Annotated in this window: 22 protein-coding genes; 8 read left to right on the top strand and 14 right to left on the bottom strand. The window is 71.6% G+C overall.

Translation table 11 applies throughout. The annotated features are described in order from the left end of the window. Positions 1 to 7: 7 nt before the first annotated feature. The 11 genes from HWD93_RS05120 to HWD93_RS05070 form a co-directional block, all read right to left on the bottom strand. The gene (locus HWD93_RS05120; protein WP_071296078.1) at positions 8 to 664 is read right to left on the bottom strand and encodes a CatA-like O-acetyltransferase; all 657 of its coding nucleotides are present in this window, start codon (positions 662 to 664) and stop codon (positions 8 to 10) included. Continuing rightward, a complete protein-coding gene (locus tag HWD93_RS05115; protein WP_261646223.1) occupies positions 661 to 1,959 on the bottom strand; it encodes an HAD-IA family hydrolase in 1,299 nt (432 codons plus the stop codon). The genes HWD93_RS05120 and HWD93_RS05115 overlap by 4 nt, the downstream gene beginning before the upstream one ends. 6 nt (positions 1,960 to 1,965) lie before the next feature. Next, positions 1,966 to 2,334 carry a VOC family protein gene (locus tag HWD93_RS05110; protein ID WP_261646222.1) on the bottom strand — a complete coding sequence of 123 codons (369 nt, stop codon included), beginning with the start codon at positions 2,332 to 2,334 and terminating at the stop codon, positions 1,966 to 1,968. Beyond that, positions 2,331 to 3,104 carry a CPBP family intramembrane glutamic endopeptidase gene (locus tag HWD93_RS05105; protein ID WP_261646221.1) on the bottom strand — a complete coding sequence of 258 codons (774 nt, stop codon included), beginning with the start codon at positions 3,102 to 3,104 and terminating at the stop codon, positions 2,331 to 2,333. Before HWD93_RS05105 ends, HWD93_RS05110 begins: the two co-directional genes overlap by 4 nt. Before the next feature lie 17 nt (positions 3,105 to 3,121). Then, positions 3,122 to 6,985 carry an ATP-dependent RNA helicase HrpA gene (gene hrpA, locus HWD93_RS05100; protein ID WP_261646220.1) on the bottom strand — a complete coding sequence of 1,288 codons (3,864 nt, stop codon included), beginning with the start codon at positions 6,983 to 6,985 and terminating at the stop codon, positions 3,122 to 3,124. A 19-nt stretch (positions 6,986 to 7,004) separates the two neighbouring features. Further along, positions 7,005 to 8,849, bottom strand: a complete 1,845-nt coding sequence (locus HWD93_RS05095) for a thioredoxin domain-containing protein (RefSeq protein WP_261646219.1) — start codon at positions 8,847 to 8,849, stop codon at positions 7,005 to 7,007. A gap of 38 nt (positions 8,850 to 8,887) precedes the next feature. Then, positions 8,888 to 9,460: an AAA family ATPase gene (locus tag HWD93_RS05090; RefSeq protein ID WP_261646218.1), complete on the bottom strand. Its 573-nt coding sequence runs from the start codon at positions 9,458 to 9,460 to the stop codon at positions 8,888 to 8,890. A 4-nt stretch (positions 9,461 to 9,464) separates the two neighbouring features. Then, positions 9,465 to 10,532: an NAD(P)-dependent oxidoreductase gene (locus tag HWD93_RS05085; RefSeq protein WP_261646217.1), complete on the bottom strand. Its 1,068-nt coding sequence runs from the start codon at positions 10,530 to 10,532 to the stop codon at positions 9,465 to 9,467. A 95-nt stretch (positions 10,533 to 10,627) separates the two neighbouring features. Further along, positions 10,628 to 11,521 carry a sulfurtransferase gene (locus HWD93_RS05080; protein ID WP_071296072.1) on the bottom strand — a complete coding sequence of 298 codons (894 nt, stop codon included), beginning with the start codon at positions 11,519 to 11,521 and terminating at the stop codon, positions 10,628 to 10,630. An 83-nt stretch (positions 11,522 to 11,604) separates the two neighbouring features. Beyond that, positions 11,605 to 12,165, bottom strand: a complete 561-nt coding sequence (locus HWD93_RS05075) for an MOSC domain-containing protein (RefSeq protein WP_070418093.1) — start codon at positions 12,163 to 12,165, stop codon at positions 11,605 to 11,607. Positions 12,166 to 12,344: 179 nt separating this feature from the next. After that, positions 12,345 to 13,886 carry an MFS transporter gene (locus HWD93_RS05070; protein ID WP_071302831.1) on the bottom strand — a complete coding sequence of 514 codons (1,542 nt, stop codon included), beginning with the start codon at positions 13,884 to 13,886 and terminating at the stop codon, positions 12,345 to 12,347. Between the two features lie 166 nt (positions 13,887 to 14,052). On the opposite strand from HWD93_RS05070, the gene HWD93_RS05065 reads away from it, so the two are divergent. Continuing rightward, complete coding sequence (locus tag HWD93_RS05065) at positions 14,053 to 14,700, top strand: TetR/AcrR family transcriptional regulator (RefSeq protein WP_071296070.1); 648 nt, start codon at positions 14,053 to 14,055, stop codon at positions 14,698 to 14,700. A gap of 41 nt (positions 14,701 to 14,741) precedes the next feature. Here the strand turns inward: HWD93_RS05065 and HWD93_RS05060 are convergent, their stop codons facing one another. Next, positions 14,742 to 16,373, bottom strand: coding sequence for a dolichyl-phosphate-mannose--protein mannosyltransferase (locus HWD93_RS05060; RefSeq protein WP_261646216.1), 1,632 nt, complete (start codon positions 16,371 to 16,373; stop codon positions 14,742 to 14,744). Between the two features lie 65 nt (positions 16,374 to 16,438). Here HWD93_RS05060 and rsmI point away from each other — a divergent pair, with 65 nt between their 5' ends. The 4 genes from rsmI (at position 16,439) to rsmA (ending at position 20,715) form a co-directional block, all read left to right on the top strand. Further along, positions 16,439 to 17,260 carry a 16S rRNA (cytidine(1402)-2'-O)-methyltransferase gene (rsmI, locus tag HWD93_RS05055; RefSeq protein ID WP_261646215.1) on the top strand — a complete coding sequence of 274 codons (822 nt, stop codon included), beginning with the start codon at positions 16,439 to 16,441 and terminating at the stop codon, positions 17,258 to 17,260. Between the two features lie 121 nt (positions 17,261 to 17,381). Beyond that, on the top strand, positions 17,382 to 18,959 hold the full coding sequence (metG, locus tag HWD93_RS05050) for a methionine--tRNA ligase (RefSeq protein ID WP_092385954.1): 1,578 nt from the start codon (positions 17,382 to 17,384) through the stop codon (positions 18,957 to 18,959). Continuing rightward, positions 18,956 to 19,864, top strand: a complete 909-nt coding sequence (locus HWD93_RS05045; protein WP_261646214.1) for a TatD family hydrolase — start codon at positions 18,956 to 18,958, stop codon at positions 19,862 to 19,864. Before metG ends, HWD93_RS05045 begins: the two co-directional genes overlap by 4 nt. Next, on the top strand, positions 19,864 to 20,715 hold the full coding sequence (rsmA, locus tag HWD93_RS05040) for a 16S rRNA (adenine(1518)-N(6)/adenine(1519)-N(6))-dimethyltransferase RsmA (RefSeq protein WP_070418099.1): 852 nt from the start codon (positions 19,864 to 19,866) through the stop codon (positions 20,713 to 20,715). The genes HWD93_RS05045 and rsmA overlap by 1 nt, the downstream gene beginning before the upstream one ends. On the opposite strand, the gene HWD93_RS05035 is transcribed toward rsmA, so the two are convergent. Both HWD93_RS05035 and HWD93_RS05030 read right to left on the bottom strand, forming a co-directional pair. Continuing rightward, positions 20,660 to 21,577 carry a pentapeptide repeat-containing protein gene (locus HWD93_RS05035; RefSeq protein ID WP_261646213.1) on the bottom strand — a complete coding sequence of 306 codons (918 nt, stop codon included), beginning with the start codon at positions 21,575 to 21,577 and terminating at the stop codon, positions 20,660 to 20,662. The genes rsmA and HWD93_RS05035 overlap by 56 nt on opposite strands. Beyond that, complete coding sequence (locus HWD93_RS05030) at positions 21,577 to 22,047, bottom strand: YbaK/EbsC family protein (protein WP_261646212.1); 471 nt, start codon at positions 22,045 to 22,047, stop codon at positions 21,577 to 21,579. Before HWD93_RS05030 ends, HWD93_RS05035 begins: the two co-directional genes overlap by 1 nt. A 125-nt stretch (positions 22,048 to 22,172) precedes the next feature. Here HWD93_RS05030 and HWD93_RS05025 point away from each other — a divergent pair, with 125 nt between their 5' ends. The 3 genes from HWD93_RS05025 to HWD93_RS05015 are packed head-to-tail and all read left to right on the top strand — an operon-like array spanning position 22,173 to position 23,529. Beyond that, positions 22,173 to 22,397, top strand: coding sequence for a hypothetical protein (locus HWD93_RS05025; protein WP_139219788.1), 225 nt, complete (start codon positions 22,173 to 22,175; stop codon positions 22,395 to 22,397). A 4-nt stretch (positions 22,398 to 22,401) separates the two neighbouring features. Then, on the top strand, positions 22,402 to 22,935 hold the full coding sequence (locus HWD93_RS05020) for a hypothetical protein (RefSeq protein ID WP_261646211.1): 534 nt from the start codon (positions 22,402 to 22,404) through the stop codon (positions 22,933 to 22,935). Between the two features lie 54 nt (positions 22,936 to 22,989). Then, the gene (locus HWD93_RS05015) at positions 22,990 to 23,529 is read left to right on the top strand and encodes a DUF4287 domain-containing protein (RefSeq protein ID WP_261646210.1); all 540 of its coding nucleotides are present in this window, start codon (positions 22,990 to 22,992) and stop codon (positions 23,527 to 23,529) included. Positions 23,530 to 23,585: the final 56 nt, after the last annotated feature.

The raw sequence follows: 23,585 nt of genomic DNA, 5'->3' as shown, positions 1-23,585 counted from the left end.
AGGGTGTTCAGCGGCGGAGCCACCCCGCCTCGGCGAGCACCGTCTGGAGCTCGTCGACGAACCGGGACCCGTGGAAGCCGTCCGTGACCGCGTGGTTCACCTGGAGCGCGAGCGGCATCAGGGTGCGTCCCTCGACGAACCGGTACCGGCCGATGGTGAAGATCGGCAGCAGGTGGTCCCAGCCGTCCCGCACGTGCAGGGCGAACCCGGTGAAGGACGCCCCGGGCAGGGTCGAGATGTCGAACACGTTCCGTGGGCGGTCCTCCTGCGGGAACATCCGGTGGTCGTCCCGGTAGCGCTCCATCGTGGCGACCGCGGCCTCGTGGAAGCGTGCCGGATCGTCGTCGTACGGCACGGTCAGCACCGAGAACGTCTCGGTGTCGGGGTGGAACACGGTGAACATCGGGTGCACCACGTCCCAGACGGCGGGCGAGCCGTCGTCGAGCAGCTGCATCCGGAACTCGGCGTGCCGGTTCACCACCGAGGCGATCGCCCAGATCTGCGACGCGTACGTGCGGCGGTCCGTGGCGCGCACGGTCTCGGCGAAGTCCGTCACGTCGAGCTCGACGGTCATCTCCCACGTGCAGGGCACCCGGTCGCGGTAGTGCTCGAAGTGTTCGCGTCGGGGCCAGCGGTCGAGGTCGACGGGGCGGAGCTCGGTCATGGGACCAGCTTCGTCGCGAGCGCCTGGTCGAGTGCCGAACGGTCTCCGTCGATCGTCACGGCGACCGCGTCGAGCGGGCGTCGGCCCCAGAGGACGAGCAGCAGGTCCTCCGCCCGCCCCGTCACCCGGACCGTCGGCCCGGCACCCGCCGTCCCGACGAGCTCCGCCTCGCCGTCGGCGTCCGGGAACCGGAACACGACGGTCTCCGACAACGGGTCGACGCGGCCGAGGCGCACCTGGCGCGGGTACAGGTCGCCGACCACCTCGCGCACGCCGTCGGCCGCGGTGTCGGCCTGGAGGCGCGGCTTGCCCCCGACCGCCTGCTGTGCGTCCCACAGGTGGATCGTCGTCTCGTGCAGCTGCCGTCGTGCCCACGTGCCGGCCGTGTCGGGTGGGTAGATCGCGCTGCACGCGGCGTCCGCGGCGCGCCCGCGGAGCGCGGCCACGAGGCGGTCCGCGCCGGCTCGGAACCGGTCGGCGAGGTCGGCGGGCTCCGGCGCTTCCTGCTCGGTTCCGGTGAGCTGGCCGAGGGCCCAGCGGTGGACGTCCGTCAGGTGCCCGGCGAGGTCCGTCAGCGTCCACCCCGGGCAGGACGGCACCGCGGCGCTGTGGTCGCCCGACCGGAGCACCGCCTCGAACCCGTCGACCGCCTCCGCGAGCAGGTCGATGCGGGCCCGGTAGGTGGATCCACCGGCGTCGGTGAGGTCGATGCCGCTCGAGCGCAGGGCAGCACGGAGTCCGTCGACCCCGGTGAAGTGGTGGACCCGCATGCCGAGCTCCTCCGCCCCGGCCAGCTTCCGCTCCGAGTCGTCGGTGAAGAACACCTCGGGTCCGTCGAGGTCGAGCGCGTCGAGCACGTGCCGGAAGGCCCGGACGTCGGGCTTCGCGAACCCGATCTCGTGCGAGCTGAACACGGCGTCGACCCGGTCGTGCAGGCCGAACGAGGCCACCTCGGCCGGGATGCCGTCCGTGCCGTTCGTGAGCACCGCCGTCGTGTACCCGGCAGCGCGGAGCTCGTCCGCGAGCGCCAGCACCTCGGCGTCCGGGGTGAACGGCTGTCGGCCCCAGGCCTCGGCGGCGGCCGGGTCGCCGATGCGCTCGCCGACGGCCCGGACCCACTCGGCCCGGGTGATCCGGCCGGTCGTGACCTCGTCGATCAGGGGTGCGGCGAACGCCACCGCCTCGATCGTTCCCGGGGCCAGGTCGTGCGCGCGCTCGATGGCCGCGACGTGTTCCGGGTGGAAGTGCCGGATGACGCCGTCCAGGTCGAACAGGACCGCGCGGATGCCCGTCACGAGCCGTCAGTCGTTCGGACGGATGAGGCAGAACGGGTGCCCGGCCGGGTCGAGGTACACGCGGAACGTGTCCGTCCCCGAGCCCGTCGCCGTCGCCCCGATGGCCAGGACCGCGGTCTCGCCGGCGTCCAGGTCGTCGACCTTCACGTCGAGGTGGCTCTGCTGCGGGACATCCTGGCCGGGCCACTCGGGGGCGCGGTACTCCGCCACCTGCTGGAAGGCCAGGATCGGCCGGTGGTCCGTGAAGGGCAGGGCCACCTCGGCCCATTCCTCGTCGAAGCCGACGATCTCGCCGCCGAGCAGTTCGGCGTAGAAGCGGGCGAGCGCGCGAGGGTCCGCGCAGTCGAGGACGATGACGTCGAGTGTGCCGATCACAGGAGTGCTCCCGCCGTGACGATCGCGAAGGTGAAGAGGACCCAGTCGTTGATGATGTGCGCGCCGGTGCTGACGGCGATGTTCTTCGTGCGGATGTACGCCAGCGTCAGGACGAGCCGTGCGACACCGATGACGAGGAACGCCTGGACGGGGTTCCAGCCGTACGTGGGCAGGTGCGCGGCGCCGAACCAGACCGCCGTCACGAGCCACGCCACGAGGATCGCGCCCTTCCGCGACATCCCGCCGCGCGCGCAGAACGACAGCACGGCGAGGAACGGCAGGATCGAGAAGAGCTCCTCGCCGAACAGCTGGATCGTCGTGCCGACGTAGAAGGCCGTCACCTCGCCCGCGCCGTGGATGCCGTCCGTCGCACCGTTCGAGTTCGCGCCGAACACGTACTTGACGACGATGCCCACCGCGAAGGTCACGATGAGGTTCGCCACCGCGAACCCCACCATCGTGAGGACGTCCCGCGCCGTGGTCCGCTGGAAGATCCGCGACCAGTGCCGCCGGGTGAAGGCGATGAACACCGCGAGGGGGATCGCGGCGAAGAGGAACCGGGGGACCAGCGACTGGACGTTGTCCGCCGCGGGGGTGAAGCTCAGGACGAGGAACCCGACGGCACACGCGGCGATCACCGCCACCCACTGCAGGATCGACAACGGCAGCGGATCACCGTCGTAGTACGGGAAGTCCCGCCCGTCCCTGCGCTCGATCGCCTTGCCGTACCGCGCCTGCACCCGTTCCGGCCCTGCCGTCGTCCCCACCATGCCCCGAGGCTAGCGGATCAACGGGCGGCGGCCAGCGCCTTCGTGATGCGCTGCAGCGAGACCGTCTCGGCGGTGCCGAGCTCCTGCGCGAACAGACTGAGCCGGAACTCCTCGAGCATCCAGCGGGCGTGCACGAGTTCGGGGTGCGCTCCGACGGCCGGCGGGAAGGTGCCGCCCGCGTCGACGTACCGGTCGGTCGCGACGGTGACCTCGCGCATCCACGTGGCGTCTCGGCCGGGGTTCTGCAGGAGCTTCTGCACGCGTGCGTCGACACCCTGCAGGTACACCCGGATGCGCCGGAGACGATCGAGTCCGGCGACCGAGACGAACCCCGGGAACACGAGCCGCTCCATCTGCTGCCGCATGTCCGTGAGCGCCGGCAGGAGCGACATCGAGTTCGCCTGCTTGAGCGACCGTTCCGCGGCCCGGTGCGCGGCGAGGACCGCAGCCACCTCGGACACGGCGGTGAACATCGTGTCGACGACGGTCGCGGACACGGTGTCGCGCACGGACTCGAAGTCGGTCTTCGTGAACACCAACCCGTCGGCGTGCGCCCGGCGGATCCCGGCGTCCACGACCGCCGCGAGGACGTCGTCGAAGAGCGCCGCGGTGGAGGGGTACGGACTGGCGGCGAGCGCGAGCTTCTCCTGCGCGGTCAGGTGGGACTGGATGTACGAGACCGGCGAGGGCACCGCGTGCATGACCAGCCGCCGGACACCCGCGGGCATCCGCACGGCCCGGTCGGACGGCGTCGCGAGCAGCTGGACGCCGACCGTCGCCTTCGGGCCGTCGCCCTCCTCCACGAGGGACGGGTAGGCGCGGATCACGCCACCTGCCTGCTTCGTGTCGAGCACCTGCGGCAGGTCGTCGGACGGCCAGGCGGTGAGCCCTGACCGCTCCACGGCGCCACCGGAGGCGGCGGACGCGACGCGAGCCGCGCCTCCTGGACGCCCTGCGGCGCGCGTCGTCGCCGAGGCGACGCTCTGCTGCGTCCGATCCTTGAGCTTCGTCTGCAGGGCCGAGAGGTCCTTGCCGGCCTCGACCCGACGGCCGCGTTCGTCGACGACCGCCCACGTCGGCAGGAGGTGGGCCGGTACCCGCGAGAGGTCGAAGTCCGACTCCGACACCGGCACGTAGGTCATGCGCTGGATCGCCTTGGCGAGGGTGGCGCGGAACGACTCGGTCGGCTCGGTCGGGGCGTCGTCGGGGAGCTCGGCGACGATCTTCTCGGCCCAGTCGGCAGCGGGGACGACGTTCTTCCGGATCTGCTTCGGCAGGGACTTGATGAGCGCCGTGACGAGCTCCTTGCGGAGGCCGCGGACCTGCCAGTCGAAGCCCTCTTCGCGCATGCGGGGGAGCAGCGCGAGCGGCACCTGCACGCTCACGCCGTCGTCCTGTGCGCCGGGTTCGAACCGGTACTTGATCGCGAGGCGCTGGTCGCCGCTCCGCCACTGGGTCGGGTACTCCTGCTGGTCCTGTGCGGCCTCGGCCGCGTCTTCGTCCAGCAGGTCCGACCGGCGCATCGTGAGCAGGTCCGGCTGCTCGCGCCTCGTCTGGCGCCACCAGCCCTCGAAGTCGCGCGTGGTCGCGATGTCGGCCGGGATGCGGGCGTCGTAGAACTCGAAGACCCGCTCGTCGTCGAAGAGGATGTCGCGGCGACGCGTGCGCTCCTCGAGCTGTTCGAGTTCGCGCCGCAGCCTGCGGTTGTCGCGGTCGAACGCCTGCTGCGCGTCCCACTCGCCCTCGACGAGCGCGTGCCGGATGAAGAGCTCACGCGAGTGCTCCGGGTCGACTCGCTTGTACTGCACGCGGCGGCGCTGGACGATCGGGACGCCGAACAGGGTGACCCGTTCGTAGGCGACCGCCGCCCCCTGCTTCTTCTCCCAGTGGGGTTCGCCGTAGGTGCGCTTCAGGAGGTCTCCGGCGAGCGGCTCGACCCACGCCGGGTCGATCCGACCGACCGTCCGGGCGAAGAGCCGACTCGTCTCGACGAGTTCGGCTGCCATCACCGCGTCCGGTTGCTTCTTGGCGAGGACGCTGCCGGGGAACACCACGAACCGGGTGTTCCGCGAGCCGAGGTAGTCGCGCTTCTCACGGTCGCGCAGACCGATCTGGCTGAGGAGTCCGGCCAGCAGGGAACGGTGTACCGCGTCGCCGTCGTCGGATCGAGCCTGCCCGATGCGGACGTCGACCTGCTTCGCCGCACGGGAGAGCTGCCGGTACAGGTCCTGCCACTCGCGGATGCGGAGGTAGTTCAGGAACTCGGCCTTGCACAGGCGGCGGAACGCACTGGACGAGAGCTCGTCCTGCTTGTCCTCGATGTGGTTCCAGAGGTTGAGCAGGGTGAGGAAGTCGCTCGTCGGATCGGCGAACCGGGCGTGCAACTGGTCGGCGTGGGCGCGCTTCTCGAGGGGGCGCTCGCGCGGGTCCTGGATGCTCAGGGCGCTGACGACGGCGATGACCTCGCGCCCGACGCCCTGCCGACCGGCCTCGAGCACCATGCGTCCGAGCCGGGGGTCGATGGGCAACCGGGTCAGCTGCTTGCCGGTCTTCGTGATCGTGCCCGCGGCGTCGACGGCTCGGAGCTCGCGGAGCAGGTCGAGGCCGTCCTTCACACCCCGGGAGTCCGGCGGCTGCAGGAACGGGAACGCCTCGATGTCACCGAACCCCAGCGAGATCATCTGCAGGATCACCGCCGCGAGGTTCGTTCGGAGGATCTCGGGGTCGGTGAACTCCGGACGGCGTTCGAAGTCGTCCTCGGAGTAGAGCCGGATCGCGATGCCGGCGCTCGTGCGGCCCGCGCGACCGGAGCGCTGGTTCGCGCTCGCCTGCGAGATCGCTTCGATCGGCAACCGCTGCACCTTGGCCCGCGGCGAGTACCGGGAGATGCGGGCGGTGCCGACGTCGATCACGTACTTGATGCCGGGGACCGTCAGACTCGTCTCCGCCACGTTGGTGGCGAGGACCACTCGGCGTCGGATGCCCGGTGTGGTGCGCCGCTCGAAGACCCGGTGCTGGTCGGCGGCGGACAGGCGGCCGTAGAGCGGGAGGACCTCGGTACCGGGGTAGCGCTTGCCCTCGATGGCGTCCTGCGCGTCGCGGATCTCGTTCTCGCCGGAGAGGAACACGAGGACGTCGCCCGGGTCCTCCTGCGCGAGTTCGTCGAGCGCGTCGGTGATGCCCTGCATCGTGTCGCGGTCGTCGGCCGTGCGGCCGCCGTGGTCGTCCGTCCGCGGATCGTCCTCGTCGCCTTCGTCGTCGCGGTCGGCGTCGTCGGCGTCCTCCGCGACGAGCGGCCGGTACCGGATCTCGACCGGGTAGGTGCGGCCGGACACCTCGATGATCGGTGCCCCGCCGAAGTGCTGCGAGAACGACTCGGGGTCGATCGTCGCACTCGTGATGATGAGCTTGAGGTCGGGCCGGCGGGGGAGCAGCCGCTTGAGGTAGCCGAGCAGGAAGTCGATGGTGAGGGACCGCTCGTGCGCCTCGTCGATGATGATCGTGTCGTACCGCTTGAGGTCGCGGTCGAAGTGGATCTCGTTGAGCAGGATGCCGTCGGTCATCAGCTTGACCCGGGTGTCGGAGGACACCTTGTCGGTGAAGCGGACCTGGTACCCGACGAGGCCGCCGAGCTCGCCCCCGAGCTCCTCGGACACGCGCTCGGCGATGGTCCGGGCCGCGATCCGTCGGGGCTGGGTGTGCCCGATGTGCTCACGTCCGAGCTCGAGGCAGATCTTCGGCAGCTGGGTGGTCTTGCCCGACCCCGTGGCACCGGCGACGATCACGACCTGGTTGTCGCGGATGGCGGCAGCGATGTCGTCCCGCCGCTGCGACACCGGCAGTTCGGGCGGGTACGTGATGACGGGCAGCGTGGTCGACATGAGCATTCCAGGATACCCGTCAGGCGTCCGGGGCGCTGAGCTGTGCCGTCAGCTCGTCGACCGACCGCGCGGGCAGGGCGCACACGCGGTCGTGGCAGACGTACCCGGCGGGGTCGAGCCCGTCACGGGACTCGAAGAGCGTGAAGCCCGCGGCCGACCAGTCGGCCGCCTGCGCCGGGGTCACCGTGGCGACGACGGTCCCCGGACGCCGAGCGCCGCGGGCCGCCGCACGGATCGGGTCGTCCGGGTCCGACGCGACCACGACGACCTCGCGCGAGGGACGCTGCAGCGCGAGCGCGACCCCGAGGGCATCGGCGTGCCCGAGCGGCCGCTCCGTCCCGGTCACGGCCCGGTCGGCCACGAGCGACACCGCCGCCCCCCGGTACGACTCGTCGCCGGTCAGTGCGGCGAGCGTCGCGGCGGCCGCGGCGAGTGCGACCGTGCCGGAGCGCATGGCGGTCTGCGGCTGCTCGCCCGTGGCGGTGCCGGCTGCCGCGAGCACCGGGTCGGTGTCGAACCGACCGGCCAGGCCGTCGTCGACCAGCGTGCGCGCGACGTCGGCGTACGGGAGCTCCCCGGTGACGAGGGCGAGTTCGAGGAGTCCTTCGGCGAGGAGTCCCACGTCCTCGATGGTGGGCGCCGCCGTCGACGCGCCGCGCGGAGTGCTCGACCGCACCGACACGTGTCCGTCCGTGAGGTGTCCGGCGACGATCGCGTCGGCCGCACCCCGTGCGAGCGCGATCATCTCGGCGTCCCCGTGACGGGCCCCGGCCATCGCGAGCCCCCGGATCGCCAGGCCGTTCCACCCGGTGAGCACCTGGTCGTCGAGCGGCGGAGGATCGAGCCGCCCACGCTCGTCGAGCGGGAGTCGGTACCACTCGCCCTCGACCCGCCGGCCGTCGATGGTGGACTCGCTGTCCTGCGCCGCGACGAACGCGCCGTCCGCACGCCGGAGCGTGTCCCGCAGGAAGTCGGCGATGCCCCGGGCCTGCTCCGCCCCGGCCACCGCGAGCACTCCCGCGTTGTCGTAGAGCATCCGCTCGTAGTGCGGCACCGACCAGTCGCGCTTGGTCGCGTACCGGAAGACCCCGCCGTCGGCGTCGGTCAGCTCGCTCGCGCGGATCGCGTGCAGGGAACGTTCGAGCAGTGCGGACGCCCGAGCGTCGCCGTCGGCGGCGACGTCCGACAGGAACTCGAGCAGCGGCGCGCTCGGGAACTTGGGAGCACCGCCGAAACCGCCGTATGTGGTGTCCTCGGCCTGTGCCAGTTGGTCGACGACGGCACGGACGTCGTCGACGCTCGGGAGGCGCGGCTCGTCCCCGCCACCGTTCGCGCCAGCGCGGGCGGTCCGGTCCGCCTCGGCCCCCTGCCGGATCGCCGCCGCGATCGCACTCGCGTTCGCGTCCACCTCGTGCCGGCGCTCGGTCCACGCGTCGAGCACCGCCGCCAGGATCTGCCGGAACGCCGGCACCTGCCCGACGGGCGACGGCGGGAAGTACGTCCCCGCGAAGAACACGTGCCCGTCCGGTGTGAGGAACGTCGTCAGGGGCCAGCCGAGCTGCTGCGTGAAGGCACTCGCCGAGGCCATCAGGCTGGCGTCCACGTCCGGCCGTTCTTCGCGGTCGACCTTCACCGCGACGAAGTCCTGGCGGAGCAGCTCGCCGATGCCCGGGTCGGAGAAGCTCTCGCGTGCCATGACGTGGCACCAGTGGCACGTGGCGTAGCCGACCGACACGAGCACGGGGACGTCGCGTTCGCGGGCCTCGGCGAAGACTTCCGGACCCCACTCACGCCAGTCCACCGGGTTGTCGGCGTGCTGGCGGAGGTACGGGCTGACGGCGGAGCCGAGGCGGTTGTCGGTCATGCGTCCAGCCTGCCTCGACCGTCCTGGGTGCGCTGCCCTCAGTCGCGATCTGTGGACGGATCCGCGGTGTCCACAGGCAGCCGCAGACGGACCCAGCCCACGAGCGACGCGAGCTGCGCGGCAACGTCGGCCGGCGACCGGGAGTCGGTGTCCACCCGGGTGACGTCGCCTCGGACAGCCGAGTCGAGCCTCCTGGCCGTCCGTGTGCTGTGCGCCAGCTGCGCCTCGGGGAGGTGCCCACCAGATCGACGGCGCAGCCGGTCGGCGGTCGTCGTGTCGCCGGCGCGGAGCAGCACGGCGGTCACGACGGGATCGTCGCCCATCGCCTCGGCCAACGCGTCCCGCTCCAGCACCGACACGGTGTTCGTGTACACGAGCCGGTGGTGGCCGAGTTCGCGGTACCGGGCCCACATCGCGGCGAGGTTCCGTTCGGCGACGCGGGCCTCCGGGTGCTCGACGTGCGGCGCGGGGTGGGCGAGGTCGAGGAAGTCGCCCTCGATGACGGCGTGCCGGACGTCGGCGGCGACGAGCAGGTCGTGCAGTGCCTCTGCCGCGGTCGACTTGCCCACGCCGGACCTGCCCCCGATGAAGAGGACCTCGGAGCGGGGCACGGCGTCAGTCCCGGCTGAGCGACAGGAGGGCGAGGGCGGCGTCCTCGGGGCCGTAGTCGAACAGCCGGTCCCAGAACGGGTCGTCGGCCCACGGCACGTCGCTGCCGACCGGGACCGCGTGCGCCGTCTCGACGAGCCAGTCGAGTTCCGGCCGGACCGCCGTCGCGAACACGGGCGGCTCCCACCCGAGGGAGCGTGCAGCGGTGGTGTCGAGGACGAACGGCGTCGGCGTGGTCCACGGGGTGGTGCCCACGAACGCGGGGGCGTCGGCGTCGAGCAGGACCTCGTCGAACGGGTGGTCGAGGTGGCCCGCGATGGTCCGGACGATCTCGAGCACGCTCGGCGCGGTGTCGTCGGCGACGTTGAGGATGCGGCGGTCCGGTGCGTCGGCGACGAGACGGACGAGGGAACCGATGCCGCTGGCCGCCGTGGTGTGGTCGACGCTGCGGCCGTGGTCGGCGAGGAGGATGCGCTCCCGACCGTCCAGCGCCCGCCGGACGACGAACCACTCGCGGGGCCGACCGATGCCGACGCCGTACACCTTCGATGGCCGGACCACGGTGACCGGGGCGCCGTGGTCGAGCAGCACCTGTTCGGCGGCGACCTTGGCGGCGCCGTAGCCGTCACGACCGGTGGGGTCGCCGTCGCCCGCCGCGACGGTCGGCTGCAGCTCGGTCACTGCGCCGCCGAACACGGGCTTGTCCAGCGAGTTCGCGTGCCGACCCTGCTCGTCGGCGTACACGGCCTTCGACGACACGAACACGGTCGAGCCGACGTCCTCGAGGAAGGGCAGGAGCTGCCGGGCGTCGTCGCGGGTGAGGCCGACCGTGTCCACCAGCAGGTCGGCGCCGGGGCGGAGGAGGGCGCGGAGGACGGCGGTGTCGCGACGGTCGCCCGGGGTGAACGTCGCTCCCGCCGCGGTGAGTTCGTCGGCGACGGGGCCACCGCGGCGAGCGACCACGTCCACCTGCCAGTCGTCGCCGCCGCGTCCGGAGGCGTCGAGGAGCGCACGCGCGACGGCCGAACCGATCCCGCCGGTACCGCCGAGGACGACCGCGCGTCTGGTGCTCATGGGTCAACGGTAGTCGGCGCGGGCGCGGGGCCACCCGAGACGGCCGCCGGTGTCGGCCGCCGGTGTGACGGGCGTCGGCGGCCGGTGTCGTCGGGCTAGGAGGCCAGCGCCTCGGGCTCGCGCCGCCACCAGTCGAGCAGGGACCCGTCGTAGACCCGGACCTTCTCGTGGCCGAGCACCGTCAGCGCGAGGGCGTCGACGCACGCGGCACTGCCGACACCGCAGTAGGTCACGATCTCGTCGGCGTCGAGTACCGATGCGAAGGCCTGCTCGAGGGCGGGACGGCGCAGGTACGCGTTCGTCGTGGGGTCCACGAGCGTGTCCACGGTGATCGGGGTGCTGCCGGGGACGATCGGCGGGTGCTCGGCGCCGAGGGCGGACTCGGGCGCGGCGAACACCAGCGACGCGGGCTGCTCGCCCGAGACGGCACGGAGGACTCGTTCGTGGTCGGCCCAGAGCGGACGCTCCTCGCCCGCGAGGAAGGTCGTGGTCGCCGTCGCGTCGCCCACGTGCGACGCCGGGGTCGACGCTGGCTTCGGCGCCGATCGGAGCGCGCCGACGCGCACCGGGCGACCCTCGTCCCGCCACTTCGTGAAGCCCCCGTCGAGCACAGCGACGGAGTCGAAGCCGAACGAGCGGAAGATCCACCAGAGCCGCGCCGACCACTCGCCGACGCTGTCGTCGTAGACCACGACCGTCGAGGTGTTCGTCACGCCGAGGTCGCCGGCGGCGGACTCGAACCGCTCGGCGCCGGGTCGGGTGAACGGGACGTCGGCGTCGGGCGTGGAGAACGCCTCGACGAGGTCGGCGTACCGGGCGCCGGGGACGTGTCCGCGCTGCTCGTAGGAGTCCCGCGCCGTCTGCCACGTCGTCTCGAGACCGGTCCCCGCGGTGTGCACGGACGCGTCGAGCACGACGAGCTCGTCAGCACCGAGGTGGTCTGCGAGCCACTGCGTCGACACGAGCGGCGAGGTCAGGACGGGGGCCATGCCGGAAAGGGTAATCGGCACCCCTGACGTGTGCGAGGGAAACCGACACACGGCGCAACCGGGCCGCGTCCTGCGGCGGATCGTCAGACCGGACGGAGCGGTTCCGGCGTGCCGGCGGGGACCTCGACGCGGATACGGTCCCCGGGGCGGACGACCCCGCCGGTGACGACGACGGCCATCACGCCGCCCTTGCGCTCGACCGAGCCGTCCTCGGCGCGACCGAGCACGGCGCGCAGGAGCCCGGGCTCGAAGTCGTTGATCTGCTGGCACGGGTTCCGCAGGCCGGTCACGCGGACGCACGCGTCGTCGCCGAGGTGCAGGAGCGTGTCGGTCGGCAACCCGAGCAGGTCGACGCCGCGGGTGGTGACGTTCTCGCCCATCTGGCCCGGAGCGACCTCGTACCCGGCCTCGGCGACCTCGTCGAAGAGTTCGGTGTGCAGCAGGTGGACCTGCCGCAGGTTCGGCTGCGAGGGGTCCCGCGCGACCCGGGACCGGTGCTGGACCGTGGTGCCGGCGTGTGCGTCGCCCTCGATGCCCCAGCCGGCGACGAGCACGACCTCGTCCACGACCGGCTTGCTGAACCGGTGATCGGTGTCGCGGCTGACGGAGACGACGGCGGCGTGGTCTTCCTGGTGTTCGGTCACCCCTCGATCCTGGCGCGGATCGGGTCGGGGCGCGAGGGGTCCCGTGCGGAGTGCGACGTTCCGCGAGTCGATCCGCCCGCGGGTTGTCGAAGACCGCGTGCAACCCAGGGCGAGCCCGCGAGCGACGAACGGCCCGCCCCGGAGAACCGGGACGGGCCGTTCGTGACGAGCGGGACGGGTCAGTGCGCCGCGGTCGGGATGCTGCCCGTCGTCGCCGCGCTGGCGTGCTCGAGCTTCGCGAGCCGCACCGACTGGCGGTTGATGAGGAGCCCACCGGCCAGGGCGACCAGGACGAGCACGCCCGCCGAGATGCCGAACGCCACGTGGTACCCGTCGAGCACGGCCTGCGCCTGCTGGAGCTTCGTCGGCGCCGCGGAGAGCCCGGAGAGGCTGTTCGCCACGACGTCCGCGAAGATCGTCGACAGGAGCGCGGTACCGATCGAGCCGCCGATCTGCTGCATCGTGTTCACCGTCGCCGAGGCCACGCCCGCGTCGGCACGGGCGACCCCGGTCGTCGCGGTGTTCATCGCGGACGAGAAGATCGTGCCCATGCCGAGGCCGATCACGATGAGCGCCGGCAGGACGGTGCCCGCGTAGGAGCTGTCGAGGTCCGTGCGGAGGAGCAGCAGCAGACCGATCGACGCGACGAGACCACCGGCGAAGATGAGCACCTTCGGCCCGACGCGGGGGAGCAGGCGACCGCCGATCTGCGTCGCCGAGATCATGATCGAGAGGGGCATCGGCAGGAACGCCAGACCCGTCTGCAGCGAGCTGAACCCGAGGGTCTGCTCGAGGTAGTAGGTCAGGAACAGGAAGATACCGAACATGCCGATCGCCACCAGGCCGATCGCGATGAACGAGCCACCGCGGTCACGGTCGAGCACGACCCGGAGCGGCAGCAGCGGGTGCGCGACGCGGGTCTCGATGAAGACGAACGCCGCGATGAGCACCACGCCCGCGGCGAGCATGACGATCGTGACCGGGGAGTCCCAGCCGTTGGTCTCGGCGTTGGAGAAGCCGTAGACGACGCCGACCAGGCCGGCAGTGATCGTGAGGACACCGGCGACGTCGATGCGCGGGCGCTCGACCTTCGGCGGCTTCGCCATGAACACCAGGGCGCCGATCACGCCGAGCACCGCGAACACGACGTTCACGTAGAGGCACCAGCGCCACGACGCGTACTCGGTGAGCACGCCGCCGAGGAGCAGGCCGATCGCGGCACCCGAGCCGGCGATCGACCCGAAGATGCCGAACGCACGGCCGCGTTCCTTCGGGTCGCGGAAGGTCGTCGTCAGCATGCCCAGCGCGGAGGGGGCGAGGAGCGCGCCGAACACGCCCTGCAGTGCACGAGCGGCGACGAGCAGGCCGAACGAGTCCGCCAGGCCGCCGAGCACGGACGCCACGGCGAAGCCGACGAGCCCGATGATGAAGGTGTTCTTCCGGCCGAAGAGGTCGCCGAGCCGCCCGCCGAGGAGCAGCAGCGACCCGAACGCGAGCGAGTACGCCGTGACGATCCACTGGCGCTGGTCGGTGCCGAAGTCGAGGTCGGCCTGGGCCGAGGGCAGTGCGATGTTGACGATCGTCGCGTCGAGCACGACCATCAGCTGCGCGAGGGCGATGACCGCCAGGGCGATCCAACGGTGGTTGCTCTTGTCGGGCGTGGAGCCGGAAGTCGTGGGTGCGGTCCCCGTGGGGGTCGGCACGGTCTGTTCTGCCGTCACGGCAGCCTCCTTCGAGAAGGTGGAGGGATGGTGGAGCACGCGCCGTCGGGCGCTCCGGGAGAGGGAGGGGTGAAGCGGATGCGATGCATCCGCTTGTGACCAGTGTAGACCGAAACGGAAGGTCCGCATCCGCTTATTCCCAGAAAGTTCAACTAGCGTCGAGGCCGTGAGCACCACCGACCTCGAGCGCCCCCTCCGCGCCGACGCAGCACGCAACCGCGAGCTGATCCTGCAGACGGCACGCAAGTGCTTCGCGGAACGCGGGTTGTCGGTCACGCTGAACGACATCGCGCACGAGGCCGGGGTCGGCGTCGGGACGGTCTACCGACGCTTCGCCGACAAGGACTCCCTGATCGAGGCGCTGCTCGCCACCAAGTTCGAGGCGATGAACGACGCCGCGGCACGTGCGGCGGACGAGTCCGATCCGCGCGAGTCCCTGCGGGTGTACCTGATGGGCGTGTTCGAGTTCCGTGCACGCGACCGGGCCCTCGCCGACGCCATCGTGCGTGCCGGCAAGTCGCGTCCGTCGATCGTGCAGGAACGCGATCGACTCGAGACCCAGGTCTCCGAGATCATCCGCCGTGCGCGGGACGCCGGCGTCGTGCGGGTCGGGTTCGACTACCGCGACCTGCCGATGCTCACCTCGATGGTCGGCGCCGTCGCGGACACCACCCGCGCGCACGACCCGAACGCGTGGCGCCGCTACGCCGAGGTCCTCATCGAGGGCGTGCTACCAGGCGAACGGGAAGCGCCCATGCTCGGCGACCCGCTCGACCGCGAATCGATCGAGCGAGCGCTGCACGCGCAGTCCTGACGCCGCGCACGTCGCAGTCCCGGCACCGCGGCGGCCGAGCACTACAACCAGCTCGGCACCCAGTAGTGCGACCGGACGAAGTCCCACGGCATCTGCATGCCGGTCCACATCGGGAACCAGTACGCCGACGCGAGCACCACGACCCCGAGGTACACGCCGACCCAGACGACCGCTCGGGTCCGGCGTGGCCGGGGATCGTCCCGTGACCCGAGCACCAACCCGATCGCCGCGGCGAGCGCCATCACCATGAAGGGCTCGAACGAGACCGTGTAGAACTGGAACACCGTTCGGTTCACGTAGAGCAGCCACGGCAGGTACCCCGCCGCGACGCCCATCAGGACGAAGGCGTACTCCCACCGGCGGCGCAGGATCCAGAGCACCAGCAGCGCCACGGTCGCGATGACCGCGGCGTACCAGATGAACGGGTTCGCGATGCCGGTGATGGCCTCCCCGCAGCGGGTCGCCGTGCAGCCGTCCTGGCCGGCGTTCGTGCCGACGTAGTACATCGACGTGGGCCGCTGCATGAGCAGCCAGAGCAGTGGGTTCGCCTGGTACGAGTGCGGGGTGTGCAGGCCGATGTTGAAGCCGTAGATCTCGGACTGGTAGTGCCACCAGTTCTGCAGGCTGTCCGGCACCCACGACAGCACGCCGGTCCAGCGCTGCCCGCCCGTGGCGATCCAGTCGCGGTCCCAGCCGTCCTTCGACACGAACCACCCGGTCCACGACGCGACGTAGGTGACCGCCGCGATCGGCACCGTGAGCAGGAACGACGCCGGCCCCTGCTGCAGCCAGGCGCTCGAGGACCAGAACTCGATGCCGGCCCGCTTCCGCAGCATCATGTCGGTCAGCACGGAGTACACCGCGAAGAACGCGAGGAAGTACATGCCGGACCACTTCGTCGCGGTCGCGAGTCCGAGCGCCACCCCCATCGCGATCAGCCACGGACGCCACCAGAGCACCGGTCCCCAGAGCGTGTCTCGGCCGGCTGCCGTGCGCCGGGCGACCCAGGCGTCGAGCCGCCTGGACGTCCAGCGACGGTCGAGCAGCAGCGCGCCGAAGCCGAGCACCACGAAGAACGTCAGGATCCCGTCGAGCAGGCTCACACGGGACAGCACGATCGCCTGCCCGTCGATCGCCAGCAGGAAGCCGGCGAGGGTGCCGACCAGCGTCGAGCGGAAGAGCGACCGGGCGATGACCGCCGTGAGGAACACGGTCGCGATGCCGAGCACCGCCACGGCGAACCGCCAGCCGAACGAGTTGTCCGCGCCGAACAGGAGCATCCCGAGGCCGATGAGGTACTTGCCGAGCGGCGGGTGCGCGATGAACTCCGCAGCGCTGGTGAACAGCGAGGTCTCACCGGACGCGAACCGCTGGTCCGTCGTCGGCTGGGAGCTGTCGGCGGGGTTGCCCGGCCAGGTGCCCTCGTACCCGAGGTGCACGATCGACCAGCCGTCCTTGACGTAGTACGTCTCGTCGAACACGAGCGAGTGCGGGTGTCCGAGGGCGACGAGCCGCAGCACCGCGGCCAGCAGCGTGACGGCCAGGGGCCCGGCCCAGCGCCAGACGGCGACGCGCCTGGCGGTGGAGAGTGTGCGCCCCCACCAGTCGTCGAGACGGGAGCCGACCGGCCCGTCGGGGACGGCGGTGCGGTCGTCGGTCAGCTCGCTGGTCATCGGAGAGCATCCTACGGATCGCCGCCATGTCCCCGCAGCCGCGCACAGGCGACCACAATGGTCCCGTGATCGTGCTCGCAGCAACGCCCATCGGCAACCTCGGAGACGCCTCCCGGAGGTTGGTCGAGACCCTCTCGAACGCGAGTGTGGTCGCCGCCGAGGACACCCGCACCGCGATCCACCTCATGCGGGCGCTCGGCATCGAGAACCGCCCGCGCCTCATCGCCCTGCACGAGCACAACGAACGGGCGAAGGCGGCCGAGGTCGTCGAGCTCGCGCGGGACGAGGACGTCGTCGTCCTCACCGACGCCGGCATGCCCGCGATCAGCGACCCGGGCTTCCCCCTCGTCGAGGCCGCCGCGGCCGCCGGGGTCACGGTCACCGCGCTGCCGGGCCCCTCGGCGGTGCTCATGGCGCTCGCCGTGTCGGGGCTGCCGACCGACCGCTTCAGCTTCGAGGGGTTCCCGACGCGGAAGGGCGGGGAACGTCGGCGGCTCTTCGCGTCGCTCGCCGGGGAGCAGCGGACGATGGTGTTCTTCGAGTCGCCGCACCGGTTGGGTGACACGCTCGCGGACATGGCCGCGGGCTTCGGGGACGACCGGCGCGCGGTCGTCTGCCGCGAGCTCACGAAGCTGCACGAGGAGGTCCGGCGCGGGTCCCTCGTGGAGCTCGCGGCGTGGGCAGCCGACGGGGTACGCGGCGAGATCTGCGTGGTCGTCGAGGGGTCGACCGGTGCGCTCGACGACACGACGATCGAGGACGGGGTCCGGCTCGTGCTGGAGCGGGTGGCCGCCGGGTCGCGCATGAAGGAGGCGGCCGCGGCCGTCGCCGACGCGACGGGGCTGTCGAAGCGCGACCTCTACGAGGGCGCGCTGGCGGCGCGGTAGACGCGAGCGTCACCGGACTGGAGGCGCGGCTCCGGACGCGCACCGCGCCTCCCGTCCGGTTCTCCACAGGTGGCGCGCGGGGCGCGTCATGCGGCTCCCGCCCGCCCGTAGGATGGTCCGCATGTCCGACGGGTCCTCGTTCAGCATCACCACGCCGATCTTCTACGTGAACGACGTGCCCCACATCGGGCACGCCTACACCGAGGTGGCCGCGGACGTCCTCGCGCGCTGGCACCGGCAGCGCGGCGACGACACGTGGCTGCTCACCGGCACCGACGAGCACGGGCAGAAGATCCTGCGGACGGCCTCGGCCAACGACGTCACGCCCAAGGAATGGGCCGACCGGCTCGTGACCGAGGCGTGGAAGCCGCTCCTCGACACCGTCGACGTGGCGAACGACGACTTCATCCGCACCACGGACGAGCGCCACGAGCGCGGTGTGACGGCGTTCCTGCAGAAGCTGTACGACGACGGCTACATCTACGCGGGCGAGTTCGAGGGCTTCTACTGCGTGGGCTGCGAGGAGTACAAGCAGCCGAGCGACCTCGTCCCCGGCACCGGTGCGTACGAGGGGCAGCAGGTCTGCGCGATCCACTCGATCCCGGTCGAGGTGCTGTCCGAGCGCAACTACTTCTTCCGGATGTCCGACTTCGAGCAGCGCCTGCTCGACCTGTACGAGTCGAACCCGCTGTTCATCCAGCCGGAGAGCGTCCGCAACGAGATCATCTCGTTCGTCAAGCAGGGTCTGCGCGACCTGTCGATCTCGCGGTCGAGCTTCGACTGGGGCATCCAGATCCCCTGGGACCACGACCACGTCCTCTACGTGTGGTTCGACGCCCTGCTCAACTACGTCACGGCGCTCGGGTACGGCACCGACGACGACGAGGCCTTCCAGCGCCTCTGGCCGAGCGTGCACATCGTCGGCAAGGACATCGCCCGGTTCCACGCGGTGATCTGGCCGGCGATGCTCATGGCCGCCGGGCTGCCCGTCCCCGAGCGCGTGTTCGGCCACGGCTGGCTGCTCGTCGGCGGCGAGAAGATGTCGAAGTCGAAGCTGACCGGGATCGCGCCGTCGGAGATCACCGACACGTTCGGGTCCGACGCCTTCCGCTACTACTTCCTCCGTGCCATCACCTTCGGGCAGGACGGCAACTTCAGCTGGGAGGACATCTCCGCCCGCTACCAGGCCGAGCTCGCGAACGGCTTCGGCAACCTCGCCTCCCGACTCGTCGCGATGCTGCAGAAGTACTTCGACGGTGCGGTGCCCGAGCGTGGGTCGCTGACCTCGTCCGACGAAGCGATCGACGCGCTCGCGGTCTCCGTCACCGAGCGCGCCGACGCCGCCATCGCCGCGTTCGCTCCGCACGAGGCCATCGCCGCGGTGTGGGAGCTCGTCGACGCGCTGAACGGGTACATCACCGAGCAGCAGCCGTGGGCGCTGGCGAAGGACGACGCGCAGCGCGAGCGGCTCGGCACCGTCCTGGCCACCGCGCTCCGTGGGCTCGGCACCGTCGCCGTCCTGCTCTCGCCGGTCATGCCGAAGGCGACCGAGAAGCTCTGGGCCTCGATCGGTGCCGGCGGATCGATCGCCGAGCAGCGGGTGGACCGTGCGTGGGAGTGGCAGGGTGCCTCGACCGTGGTCCCGCTCGAGTCCGGGTTGTTCCCGCGCATCGAGCAGTCGGAGCAGGGCGCAGCGTGACCGACGCCCACCTCCGCGCCCGTGGTGACGGCGACGGGTCCAAGCGGGACCTGACCTACCCGCCCCTGCCCGAGGCGCTCGTCGTCCCGGTCTACGACAACCACACCCACATGGAGATCGCCGACGGCGGCGACGGCGCGCTCGACTACCGGGAACACCTCGACCGCGCGTCGAGCGTCGGCGTCCGCGGGGTCGTGCAGGTCGGCACCGACCTGGCCACCTCGGAGTGGTCGGCGGCCATCGCTGCACGTGAGCCGCGGGTCCTCGCCGCGGTGGCGCTGCACCCGAACGAGGCGCCGTCGCTGCAGGAACAGGGTCTGCTCGACGAGCACCTCGCCGGCATCGAACGGCTCGCGGCGCTGCCCCGGGTCCGGGCGATCGGTGAGACCGGTCTCGACTTCTTCCGCACCGGCGAGGACGGCCGCGACGCCCAGGTCCGCTCGTTCGAGGAGCACATCCGCATCGCGAAGGCGCACGACCTCGCGCTGACGATCCACGACCGCGACGCGCACGACGCCGTGGTCGAGGTCCTCGACCGTGTCGGCGCTCCCGAGAAGACCGTGTTCCACTGCTTCTCCGGCGGTCCCGACCTCGCCCGGCTCTGCGCGGAGCGCGGCTGGTACATGTCGTTCGCCGGCACCGTGACGTTCAAGAACGCGGCCCCCCTGCGCGCCGCGCTCGAGGTCGCACCCCGTCACCTGATCATGGTCGAGACCGACGCCCCGTACCTCACGCCGACGCCGTTCCGCGGTCGCCCGAACGCGCCGTACCTCATCCCGCTCACCCTCCGGTCGATGGCCGACACCCTCGGGACCGACGCCTCGATGCTCGCGGCGCAGATCGCCTCGAACACCGAGCTCGTCTACGGCGCGTGGGACGCCGAGCCCGTGACGGTGGAGCAGTAGTGGCATCGCTCCTCGGCCCGGCGGAGATCCGGGACCTCGCGGCCCAGCTCGACGTCACGCCGACGAAGAAGCTCGGCCAGAACTTCGTGCACGACGCGAACACGGTCCGTCGCATCGTGGCGTCCGGTCGGGTCACCGCCGACTCGAAGGTGCTCGAGATCGGTCCCGGTCTCGGCTCGCTGACGCTCGGGTTGACCGAGACGGGCGCGTCCGTCACCGCGGTGGAGATCGACGGCCGACTCGCCGCCCAGCTGCCGACCACGGTCGCCACGATGCAACCGGCAGCCCGGCTCGAGGTCATCCACCAGGACGCCCTCACCGTCGCCGCGACGGACCTGCCCGAGGCGCCCACGCACGTCGTCGCGAACCTGCCCTACAACGTCTCCGTCCCGGTGCTGCTCCACCTGCTGGCGACCTTCCCGTCGATCGAACGGGCGCTCGTCATGGTGCAGGCCGAGGTCGGCTACCGCATCGCCGCGGGCCCCGGCAGCAAGGTCTACGGGGCGCCGAGCGTGAAGGCCGCCTGGTACGGGTCGTGGTCGATCGCCGGACAGGTCAGCCGGCAGGTGTTCTGGCCGGTGCCGAACGTCGACAGCGTGCTCGTCGGGTTCGACCGGCACGACCCGCCCGGGGACGAAGCACTGCGGGCGCAGGTCTTCGCGCTCGTCGACGGGGCGTTCCAGCAGCGGCGGAAGATGCTCCGCCAGAGCCTCTCCGGCGTCCTCGGCAGCAGTGCCCGGGCGTCGGAACTCCTCACGGCCGGTGGGGTCGACCCGACGGCTCGGGGCGAGATGCTCAGCGCCGACGACTTCGTGCGCCTCGGCCGGACGGTCCTCGCCGCGGCGGAGTGACCCCGGCGGCCGCGTCCGCCGTCGTGCTCCAGTGCCCGGGGCGCTGGAACCCCTCCGGTAGGACCGTGGCCGCGTCGCCCCGCGCCGCGTTGACCTGCATCTGCGTGAGGAACACCGCGCCACGGAGATCGGTGCCGCGCAGGTCCGCGTCGCGGAGGTCCACGCCGAGCAGATCGCAACGGTCCAACCGGGTGCCCCGCAGGTCCGCCGCGATGGCGAGCGCCCCCCGCAGCGTCGCCCCACGCAGGTCGGCCCCGCGCAGGTCCGCGCCGACGAGGTCCGTCCCCGGACCGACCCGCTGGGCGTGGGCACCGATCGGACCCTGCCGACGTGCGATCGCGCTCGCCTCGAGCAAGAGCGGACGGGTACGGTCGTACTCCGCGTCGACGTCGAGGGTGGTGAGGTCCTCCGGCGTCCCGTCGCTCAGCAGACGGACGTGCTCGAAGGCCGCGACCCAGGAGGTCTCGTCGTGTGTCGCTCGCACGAGGGTGATCGCCTCGTCGAGGTACCGCAGGAGGTCGTGGAGTCGTCGGACGACCGGGAACGTGGCGAACATGGACCGCCGCGTGTCGGGGTCGTCGCGCCACGAGCGGCCCGCGAAGGTGTGCCGGGAGACCTTCTGCCCGGCCCCCGAGCAGTCGAACACCGTGCAGCCGGAGAAGCCCCGCTCACGCAGGTGCGGGTGGATCCGGCAGCCGTCCGCGTCGTCGAGGTTCGTGCACGGGTCGCCGGCGTCCTTGTCGAACGGGAAGTCCGCGGACTTCGCGAACGCCAGGGCGACGCAGCACAGGCCGAAGCAGTTCGCGCAGTCGGCGCCGAGGTCCTCTCGTCGCCCCAGCTCGACCCGCGTCCGCGCCGCCATCAGTGGTCGTTGACCCGGACGACCGTCCCACCGGTCAGCGACAGCAACTGCTCGAAGGTCAGGGGGAGCACGCTGTTCGCGGTCCCGGCCGCCGACCAGACCGTGTCGTACTCGCGGAGCGCCTCGTCCACCACCGTGCGGATCGGGGCCGGGTGCCCGACGGGGGAGACGCCGCCGATCGGCTGCCCGGTGATCTCGCGGACCTGCTTCGCGGTGGCCATGGCGAGCTCGGTCGCGTCGATCTGGGCGGCGAGCAGGTCGGTGTCGACCCGGTGCCGGCCGGACGTCATCGCGAGCAGGGGTTCCCCGTCGGCCAGGAACAGCAGGCTGCTCGCGATCGCTCCCGGTTCGGTGCCGAGCGCGGCGGCCGCCTGCGCGGCGCTGTGGGTCGAGTCGGGGAGTTCCCGGGCGGTCGCGTCGATGCCGGCTTCGGCGACGATGCGCTGGACGGTGGCGAGGCGGTCGTTCATCACCGTCCATCCTCGTGGGAAGCGGTGTCGAGCGCGAGCACCTGCCCCGAAGTCATGGAAATCCAACATGTTTGCAGACCGGCTCCGTGCCCGCCTACGGTCGCCCACGAACCGAAGGAGACACCATGAGCGTCCAGTACCGACCGCCAGCCACCGACACCGCTCCGGCAGAGGTGCGTCACGGAGTCCGCGTGTTCACCGCGGCGGAGATGGCATCGATCCTCACACGAACGCCGCCGCGCGAAGGGACGCGGGAAGAACGTCGAGCTCGGCTGCATCGCGCGCTGAACTCGTTCCAGGGTGAGGTCAGGCCCGCACCGGTCGAACACTTCCGACGCACCGCGGTCTGAGCCGGTGTTCGAGCCGCTCAGCCCGACGGCGTTCGGTGACCGCGGAGTGCTCTCCTACTCCACCTGCACCGCGCGTCCGGACCAGGTACTCCTCGACAGCAGTTTCATGCTGCGCGCCCTGAACCCCTCCGAGCCGGGTCACGTCGAGGCCGTCGCGTTCCTCGACCGCCTCGACCTGATCGACACCAAGATCCTGTACACCACGCTCCTCGAGCTCGACGTGTTCGACGCGGCGTTCGACATCGGCCAGGACGCCGCGGCCTCGTACATAGCGGCTTGGCAGGGCATGCTCGGGTCGATCTCGATGCACTGGGTGGGCGTGGACGAGGTCGCGTCCGATCTCCCGCTCCTGATGTCGACGTGGGGGCTCACCACCCGGGGAGCGGTTCAGGTCGCGACCGCGATCGCCGCCGATGTCAGCGCCTTCGTCACGTGCGACGTCGCGTTCGGCACCGTTCCGCGCGAGGAACTCCCGCTCCTCATCTCGCCTGACGGCGTCGATGCTGCGCGGCGACTGCGGTCCGGATCCGCGAGCTGACGAGATCATGAGATCACGAGCGTGATGCGATCGCACCGCCCCTACGATGGCCGCATGACCGACGGGACGGTGCGATCGCACGCGCAGGGGATGGCCGCCGACAGCGTGCTCGCGGCGACCGGTCGCACGCCGGACGACTGGTACGCCCGCATCGACGAGATCGACGGACGGACGATCGGGCACGCCGCCATCGCCGCCTGGATCGTCGAACAGGGCGTCGAGCCGTGGTGGGCGCAGGGCGTCACGATCGGGTACGAGCAGGCGCGGGGCCTCCGGATCCCCGGGCAACGATCGGACGGCTCGTTCGCGGTGTCGGCGTCGCGCCAGGTGCCCGGGGAGCGCGAGACGGTGCTCGACGGGGTCGTGCCGGTCTGCACGGCGGCGTTCGGGTTCGCCCCGACCTCGGAACGCCGGGGCGGGAAGCGGCCGTCGGCGCGGTGGACGTTCCCCGATCGCGAGTCGGTGCTGCTCACCACCGAGGACGGCTCCCGGGCGGGCACGGTCCGGATCGCCGTGCAGCGGGAACGGCTCACCGGACCGGAACGCATGCCCGACGCCAAGGCGGAGCTCCAGGACCTGCTCGCGGCACTCTGAACCGGGGTCCCGAACGGGGCACGCGCGGATCGACCGGATGGCCCTAGGCTTCGACG

This window comes from Curtobacterium sp. C2H10 (assembly GCF_025407985.1).
In the GTDB taxonomy this organism is placed as follows: domain Bacteria; phylum Actinomycetota; class Actinomycetes; order Actinomycetales; family Microbacteriaceae; genus Curtobacterium.
The sequence above is the reverse complement of the archived record's forward strand: the minus strand, read 5'-3'. Positions and strand labels throughout refer to the sequence as shown.